Annotated in this window: 10 protein-coding genes; 7 read left to right on the top strand and 3 right to left on the bottom strand. The window is 71.2% G+C overall.

The features are described from left to right. Positions 1-98: 98 nt before the first annotated feature. Positions 99-419: a GYD domain-containing protein gene (locus AB0B76_RS06290; protein ID WP_360370169.1), complete on the bottom strand. Its 321-nt coding sequence runs from the start codon at positions 417-419 to the stop codon at positions 99-101. 423 nt (positions 420-842) lie between these two features. Between AB0B76_RS06290 and AB0B76_RS06285 the strand changes: the two genes are divergently transcribed. Both AB0B76_RS06285 and AB0B76_RS06280 read left to right on the top strand, forming a co-directional pair. Then, positions 843-1,364, top strand: coding sequence for a SigE family RNA polymerase sigma factor (locus AB0B76_RS06285; protein ID WP_360370166.1), 522 nt, complete (start codon positions 843-845; stop codon positions 1,362-1,364). Between the two features lie 23 nt (positions 1,365-1,387). Continuing rightward, positions 1,388-2,254 carry a hypothetical protein gene (locus AB0B76_RS06280; protein WP_360370163.1) on the top strand — a complete coding sequence of 289 codons (867 nt, stop codon included), beginning with the start codon at positions 1,388-1,390 and terminating at the stop codon, positions 2,252-2,254. A gap of 138 nt (positions 2,255-2,392) precedes the next feature. Here the strand turns inward: AB0B76_RS06280 and AB0B76_RS06275 are convergent, their stop codons facing one another. Beyond that, the gene (locus tag AB0B76_RS06275) at positions 2,393-2,848 is read right to left on the bottom strand and encodes a helix-turn-helix domain-containing protein (RefSeq protein WP_360370160.1); all 456 of its coding nucleotides are present in this window, start codon (positions 2,846-2,848) and stop codon (positions 2,393-2,395) included. Between the two features lie 58 nt (positions 2,849-2,906). Between AB0B76_RS06275 and AB0B76_RS06270 the strand changes: the two genes are divergently transcribed. The 3 genes from AB0B76_RS06270 to AB0B76_RS06260 are packed head-to-tail and all read left to right on the top strand — an operon-like array spanning position 2,907 to position 4,977. After that, the gene (locus AB0B76_RS06270; RefSeq protein WP_360370157.1) at positions 2,907-3,272 is read left to right on the top strand and encodes a PPOX class F420-dependent oxidoreductase; all 366 of its coding nucleotides are present in this window, start codon (positions 2,907-2,909) and stop codon (positions 3,270-3,272) included. Between the two features lies 1 nt (position 3,273). Then, complete coding sequence (locus tag AB0B76_RS06265) at positions 3,274-4,485, top strand: cellulose binding domain-containing protein (protein ID WP_360370154.1); 1,212 nt, start codon at positions 3,274-3,276, stop codon at positions 4,483-4,485. A 27-nt stretch (positions 4,486-4,512) separates the two neighbouring features. Continuing rightward, positions 4,513-4,977 (top strand): hypothetical protein, encoded by a 465-nt coding sequence (locus tag AB0B76_RS06260; RefSeq protein WP_360370152.1) that lies wholly within the window; start codon positions 4,513-4,515, stop codon positions 4,975-4,977. Here AB0B76_RS06260 and AB0B76_RS06255 read toward each other — a convergent pair. After that, a complete protein-coding gene (locus tag AB0B76_RS06255; RefSeq protein WP_360370149.1) occupies positions 4,964-5,737 on the bottom strand; it encodes an aldo/keto reductase in 774 nt (257 codons plus the stop codon). The genes AB0B76_RS06260 and AB0B76_RS06255 overlap by 14 nt on opposite strands. Before the next feature lie 36 nt (positions 5,738-5,773). On the opposite strand from AB0B76_RS06255, the gene AB0B76_RS06250 reads away from it, so the two are divergent. Next, positions 5,774-7,129, top strand: coding sequence for a GH1 family beta-glucosidase (locus AB0B76_RS06250; protein ID WP_360370146.1), 1,356 nt, complete (start codon positions 5,774-5,776; stop codon positions 7,127-7,129). Between the two features lie 214 nt (positions 7,130-7,343). Next, positions 7,344-7,607 carry a hypothetical protein gene (locus tag AB0B76_RS06245; protein ID WP_360370143.1) on the top strand — a complete coding sequence of 88 codons (264 nt, stop codon included), beginning with the start codon at positions 7,344-7,346 and terminating at the stop codon, positions 7,605-7,607. The last annotated feature ends 103 nt before the right edge of the window (positions 7,608-7,710 follow it).

The raw sequence follows: 7,710 nt of genomic DNA, 5'->3' as shown, positions 1-7,710 counted from the left end.
ATCACGGTGAGCATGTCGTCGGCGACCGCCGGGTCGTAGTCGGCGCTCATGTCCTGGCTGACCGCGGCCCAGGACGCCCGTAGAGGCTCATCGCCCGATCAGGCGCCAGGCGCGCGGTATTCGACAGCCTGCCGAACCGCTTGGTCGACCTCTGTAGGGCTGAGCAGCACCACGGTCCTGGTGGTAGCTCCACCGGATGCGCCGATCGCGAAAGCGACGGCGGCGGCGGACTTGTTGTCGGGCAGTTCGCAAATCACATGCGTGTCTTGCTCGCCGAATGTGAAGTCGAACGATTCAAGGTGGCCGCCGACACTTTCGGCCATCTTGCCGACCGCTTCGACCCGCCCGCTGCCACCATCCTGCATGAGTCCGCGGAGTCCGTCGAGCGTGTAAGTCGCCTCGATGAGGAATCTGGGCATCGAGATCACCCCCTTCCAAACAAGGGTAGTCGCCGGGCTGCACCGGCCGGAACGGTCTGACCGCCCGCGGCAGAACCGCTCCATTGAGGTGGCCCCGACGATGGAAATGTGTGCTACGCGCTCCAGGAACGGCGGCGAATCCCCCCGCCCGGAACGGCGGGCGACTTTCGGCGGCCATGACCAGCGCCTCGGCCAGGCGGTGCGCGCGACGTGGCCAGCGTCCGTACGGCAACGCTTACGGCAACCGCCACGCACGCCTGAGGACGGTGCGAAACCGGACGCAGCCCACTCCTCAGACGCTGCCGGCGCGGGCGCGCTCTGGCCATCGCGGCCTCGACACGTGTCACTGCCGTAGTTCGGTGGTCAACCTCGCCCGGCACTCAGGGAGTGTCAGGGGTGGTTTCATCGACGAGAGGTGACCCGATGGACGAGGATTTCGTCGACTTCGTGCGGCGGCGGGGCGACCACCACCTGAGAACGGCAGTCCTGCTCACCGGGGACTGGCACACAGCCGAGGACCTGGTGCAGTCCTGCCTGAGCAAGCTGTACCGGGTGTGGCATCGCCTGGACACCGCCAGCGCGCCCGACGCGTACCTGCGCCGCATCCTCGTCAACACCTACCGGTCCTGGTGGCGGGCCCGGTGGCGTCGTGAGGTTCCGCGCGCCGACCTGCCGGACCCGCCCGGGCCCGGTGACCTCGGGGAGGCCGGCGCTATGGCCGAGGACGTCCGGCGGGCGCTCGCGCGGCTGCCCGGCCGGCAGCGCACGGCGCTGGTGCTGCGGTACTTCGAGGACCTGCCGGAGACCGATGTCGCATCGCTCATGGGCTGCTCGGTGGGGACCGTGAAGACCCACACGCACCGCGGTCTGCAGGCGATGCGGAAGCTGATCCCGCCGGGTACGGCGGTCAACCGGTCCGAGGCCGAAGGGAGTGGAGTCCGGTGACAGAACGATACGAGGAGACGCCGATGAGTCAGCACGAAGTTCGCGCACTGCTCCTGCGAGCCACCGAAGACCGCCCGCCGGGCCTGGACCTGGTCGCCGGGTTGCCGGCCGTGCGGCGGCGGGGGCCGGCCCGGGCGCTGGTCCCGCTCGTCGCGCTGGGGGTCGCGGCCGCCGCGATCGTGAGTGTGCTCCTGCTGGCCTTGCCGCTGGGCGAGCCGTCGGCCCAGGCCCAGGTGGCCGCCGCGGTCGAGAACATCGACAAGCAGAGCTACCGGCTTCACGGTACCGGCGGCGATGGAAAGGCCTTCGAGGGAGCTTTCGATCCCGCCCAGCGCGTGGGCGTCATCACGGTGACCGGGGAGGACCGGGAGACCCGGTTCATCGGCGACCTGATGTACGTCCGGGAGCAGGGCGCGACGACCTGGACGGCCTACCCCCACAGCGGCCTCGACACCGCGCCGGTGGCCGTCGCCCTGGTCAAGCTCTTCCCCTTGGACACCCAGGCGCTGCTGCGGCGGCTGCGCTCCGCCACGGACGTCCGGGAGGCCGGCTCCGCCTCCGGTGACGGGTGGACGGGGAAGCGGTTCACGTTCGTGGTGGTGGACAAGGCCGAGGCCAAGCAGCCGGAAGGCCGGTCCCAGACCTTCACCGGGGCCGTGGACGTGGACGACCAGGGCCGGGTCCGGCGGCTCCAGATCGATTTCGACACGAGCGACCGACGCGAAGTTATGGAGTTCGGCGACTTCGGCACCCCGGTCACGGTCACGGCACCGCCCGCCGCCGACGTGGACCGGTCCCCGACCGAGAAGCACGTCAAGACGACCGACAAGCCGACGGGCGCGCCGGACGAGGAAGCGCCGAACGGCAAGCCGACCAGCAAGAACCGCTGACAACCCGTCAACCACGCCTGCCCGGCCGGTACCTCGACCGCCGGGCAGGCGCGCGCCCGGGCACGGTGATGTGGAGGGTCTGTGGAGGCCGGCGCCGGTGCGGCGGCCCGGCCGTGAGGGTGCTGAGCCGTCACGGACCTAGACGGCGGCGCCCGGGCCCGGTAGGACGTCCACGTCCGTGGCGTGCATGGGCTTGCCGCAGGCTGAGCAGGTCGGCTCCGCGTGGGCGATCTCGCCGCAGGTTCGGTGGCGGTACAGCACCGGGGGGCCCGCCTCGCCCGCGGTCCAGCGGTCGCCCCAGCGCACCATCGCCATCAGCAGGTCGCACAGCTCCAGGCCCTTCGCCGTCAGCACGTACTCGTGGCGGGGCGGGCGGTCCGAGTAGGCCCGGCGCTCCAGGACGTCCTGCTCCACCAGCCACGTCAGGCGCTGGGCCAGCACCTTGCGCGAGATGCCCAGGTCGGCCTGCAGCTGGTCGAAGCGGTTGATCCCCATGTACACGTCGCGCAGGACCAGCGGGGACCAGGGCTCGCCGATCACGTCCAGGGTGCGGGCGATCGAGCAGGCCATCTCCGAGAACTGGGTGCGTTGCATGTGCCAAGTCTAGTTGATAAGTTCCCTAAAGAGACCTACTCCAGGGAGCGTGTGTCACATGAGCCTCGTCGACGACGTGAACATCGCCCACATCGCCACCGTGCTGCCCGACGGGTCGCCGCACTCGGTGCCCGTATGGGTGGGGTGGGAAGGGGACAAGATCGCGGTGCTCACGTCGCCGCGGTCGCGTAAGGCTCGCAATCTCGCGCGGGATCCGCGCGTGGCACTTTCCATCACCGAGCGGGGGCGGCCCAACTCGACCGAGCTGATCCGGGGGCGGGTCGTGGCGACCGTCGACGGGGACGCGGCCTGGGAGATCATTGATCGAATCGCGTACAAATACACCGGCGGGCCCTACCCGTTGCGCGAGGACCGAATCGTGTTCCTCATTGAGCCGGAGCAGGTCATCTCCAATAGTTATTGACATGAATCGTTTTCTGGTGGCGTTCGCCGCCGCCGCTGTCGGCGTCGCGATTGCCGCGGCACCCGCCCGGGCCGCCGTTCCCGGTGCGGCCACCGCCACGTTCACGAAGCAGAGCTCCTGGTCGACCGGGTACACGGGGCAGTACACCATCGACAACGGCACCTCGGCGCCGCTGACCTGGCGGGTCGAGTTCGACCTTCCGAGCGGTACGACGCTCGCCAATGCCTGGGGCGCCACCGTCACGCACACCGGCGACCACTACGTGGCGGTCGGGGCGTCCTGGAACGCGACCGTCGCCCCGGGCGGCAACACCTGGTTCGGGTGGCTCGCGCAGGGCACCGGCGGGCCGCTCAACTGCTCCCTGAACGGGGCCTCCTGCACCGGGGTCACCGCGACCGCGGACATCCGGCCGCCGACGACGCCCGGGAACCTGCGCGCCGTCGTCGGCACGACGGCGTTCACGCTGCGCTGGGACGCGTCCACCGACGACGTGGGCGTCAAGGGCTACGAGGTGTACAGCGGCGCGAACCTGGTGGCCACGGTGTCCGGCACCGAGTACACGATGGGCATGCCGCCGCCGATGATCATCACGTACCGGGTGCGGGCGCTCGACGCGGCCGGGAACGCGTCGCCGTACGCCGTCATCACGCCCGGCGGGACCCCCGACACGGTCGCGCCGAGCGTGCCGCCGAGCCTGTCGCCGGGCTCGGCGACGATCCGGTGGGGGGCCTCGACCGACAACGTGGCCGTGGCCGGGTACGACGTCTACGTCAACGGCGACCACTACGGCGCGACGAGCAACACGGCGCTGACGGTACCGCCGCTGGGCTTCGGCTCTTTCACCTTCTCGATCGTCGCCTTCGACGGCGCCGGGAACCGCTCCGAGCCGCGGTCGCTGTCGGTCGCCATCGACCCGGGGCCGAACTCGGACTACCGCTCGCCGACGGTCCCCACCGACCTGCGGATCTCCATCTCGGCGACCCAGGTGACGTGGACCTGGACGGCGTCGACGGACAACGTGGGGGTGGCCGGGTACCAGGTCTTCCACGGGCCCGACTGGTCCGGCAACGTGACCGCGACGACGTACGTCGAGCCCCGCCCGGCCGGGCAGACCGTGTTCGGGCTCAAGGTGCGGGCCTTCGACGCCATCGGCAACAAGTCGGCGTTCGCGACGCTGACCGTGGTGCTCGACCCGCCGCCGCCGACGCCATAACCGCGCGGAAGTCCCTATATTGGCGCCGTGGACAGTTGGGTGCCGTTCCGGCGATCGCGGCCGGACCGGGTCGTGGACCTGGTCCGGCTCGTCGCCGAGGCACGGGACCCGGGCGAGCACGGGCAGGGCGTCGAGGTCGTCGTCGAGGCGCCCCGCACCGAGTGGTGGCGGGCCCTGTTCAACCGCGACGACACCCTCGCCCAGGCCCGGATCGTGGTGACCCGCGAGGGCGGCGAGGTGCGGTACCCGTTCGACATCCGCCTCGTCACGGCGTACGGCGCCAACGCCGCCCACCGCCTCGGCACCCGCCCCGGGTGGGCGGTGAGCAACTCCGCCGGGATGGCGTTCGTCATCCAGAAGGGCACGCACCGCACCGGCTTCGACTTCGAGGAGCTCGCCGCCGGTGCGGTCGCGGCCCTGGCCAAGCTGCGCCGCAAGCCCCGGGAGCGGGGCTGGCGGGCGCGGATCGACCGGTCGGTCACACGGAGCTGACGGCCTCGATCTCCTCGCTCGTCAGCTCGAAGTCCAGCACCGAGAGGTTCTCGCGCATCCGCTCGGGGCGGGTGGACTTCGGGATGACGACGATGTCGTGGTGCAGCTGCCAGCGCAGCACCACCTGCGGCACGGTCACGCCGTGCCGCTCGGCGATCCCGACCAGCGCCGGGTCGTTCAGGGGCGTGTTCTTCAGGGAGCTGTACCCCTCCACGACGACCCGCCGCGCCCGCATGTCGTCGAGGAACTGCGGCTCGTGCTGGCCCGGGCTCCAGGCGACCTGGTTCACGACCGGCGTCTCGCCCGTCTCCTTGGTCAGCTCGTCGACGAGCGCGGTGTCGTAGTTGCTGACGCCGGCCGAGCGGATGCGCCCGGCGTCGCGCTGCTCCAGGAACGAGATCCAGGTCGGCAGCGACTTGCCGCGCGCCGGCGGCCAGTGGATGAGCCACAGGTCGACGAAGTCCACGCCGAGCGCCTTGAGGCTCGCGTCGAGGGTCTGCCGCTCGCGGCCCGCGTGGGACGGCGGCAGCTTCGTGGTGATGAAGACGTCGGAGCGGTCCAGGCCGCTGTCGCGCAGCGCCCGGCCGATCTCCTCCTCGTTGCCGTACATGGTCGCCGTGTCGATGTGCCGGTAACCGGCGTCGAGCGCCGCGCGGGCCGACTCGTACGCGGAACGGCCGGTGATCTGCCAAGTGCCGAACCCGATCGTCGGCAGGTTCACCCCCGGCGCCAGCTCGACGGCTGGAATGTCATGTGCCATGGGTCAATCTTGCCTCGACGCGGTAGCGTGCGCCCTATGCCGGATCTTCCGCCGTTCCCGCCGGGCTTCCGCTTCGGAGTGTCCACCGCCGCGTACCAGATCGAGGGCGCCGTCGCCGAGGACGGGCGCGGACCGTCCATCTGGGACACCTTCGCCCACACCGCCGGCACCACCCGCGACGGGCAGACCGGCGACGTGGCCTGCGACCACTACCACCGGTGGGAGGCCGACCTCGACCTGATCGCGGGTCTGGGCGCCGGCGCCTACCGGTTCTCGGTGGCCTGGTCCCGGGTCCAGCCGACCGGCAGCGGGCCCGCCAACCCGGCCGGCCTCGACTTCTACGAGCGGCTCGTCGACGGCCTGCTCGCCCGCGACATCGACCCGCTCGTCACGCTGTTCCACTGGGACCTGCCGCAGGCGCTGCAGGACCAGGGCGGCTGGGCCAACCGGGACACGGCGATGCGCTTCGGGGAGTACGCGGAGCTGCTCGGCGAGCGCCTCGGCGACCGGGTCAAGCTGTGGATCACCCTGAACGAGCCGTACATCCACTTCGCGCTCGGGCACGTCCAGGGGGTGCACGCGCCCGGGCTGCAACTGCAGAGCGACCAGCTTCCGGTGGTACACCATCTGCTCCTGGCCCATGGCCTGGCCGTCTCGGCGCTGCGCCGCACCTCGAACGCCCCGGTCACGCTGGCCAACAACCATTCGCCGGTGTGGCCCAAGAGCGACTCGGAGGCCGACCAGACCGCCGCGGCGATCTACGACCTGGTGCAGAACCACCTGTTCACCGACCCGATCCTGCTCGGCGAGTACCCGCCCGGCTACGAGTTCCTCACCACCGCCGACGTCGACTCCATCGTGATGGAGGGCGACCTCGAGGTGATCTCCCAGCCGATCCAGGCGCTGGGCGTGAACTACTACAACCCGTCGCTGATCGCCGCCCCGCCCGAGGGCGACCCGCTGCCCTTCGCACGGCTCGAGATCGACGGGTACCCGCGCACCGCCTTCGACTGGCCCGTGGTCCCCGACGGCCTGCGCGAGCTGCTCGTCGGCCTCAAGGACCGCTACGGCGACCGCCTCCCGCCGGTGTGGATCACCGAGAGCGGCTGCTCCTGGCCCGGCCTCGACGACCAGTTCCGCATCGACTACATCGCCGGCGACCTGCGTGCCGTGCGCGCCGCGATGGACGCCGGGGTCGAGGTGCACGGCTACTGCACCTGGTCGCTGATGGACAACTTCGAGTGGGCGGAGGGGTACCACCAGCGCTTCGGCCTCGTCCACGTCGACTTCGACACCCAGCAGCGGACGCCGCGGCGCTCCTACGAGTGGTACCGCGAGGTTTGCACCACAGCCGCACCCCGCCCGGACTTGCCGCAAGACCCGACCGGATGACACGGCGGGTGCGGCGGAATCCGTAGCGGTGCGCAGGTCAGACGTGTGCGGCCGTTGGGAGTAGCCGCCGTGGCCGAGCAGTACGCCGGAGCCCTTCTCTACCTCGTCCCCGCCCTCGTGGCGGCGGTCGTGGCGTTCATCGTGACGCGCCCGGAGAAGGACGACGCCGAGCCTTCGCCCCGCCGCACCCCCCACCGGAGCCCCGCGGCGGCCGATGCCGGCCGCCGCCCGCCCGGCCCCGGCCCGGCCGCGCGTGCCGCAGCAGCGCACGTACCAGCCGCTGAACCGCCGCGCGAACCCGTCGACGGCCGCCCCGAACCCGGCGTCGTCGCCGACCCTGCTGCACGCGGCGCTGTCGTCGCACCTGGCCGCGGTCGCGGGCGTCACGGCGGGCACGACGGCGCCGGCCTCGTCGAAGCAGCCGGTGATCCGCCCGGCGCGCCTGGTGTCGATCCGCCGCTGCCCGCACAAGCCGTAGCCGGCGCGAGACTTTCGGACCGACCACCCAACCGACCTCGGGGGCTCAAGCCTGCGCCGTCTACACCTTGGCACGGTCGTATGTGGCCACATGGCCATGTGGG

Source organism: Dactylosporangium sp. NPDC049140, assembly GCF_040648435.1.
This window is presented reverse-complemented; position numbering and strand designations above follow the sequence as displayed.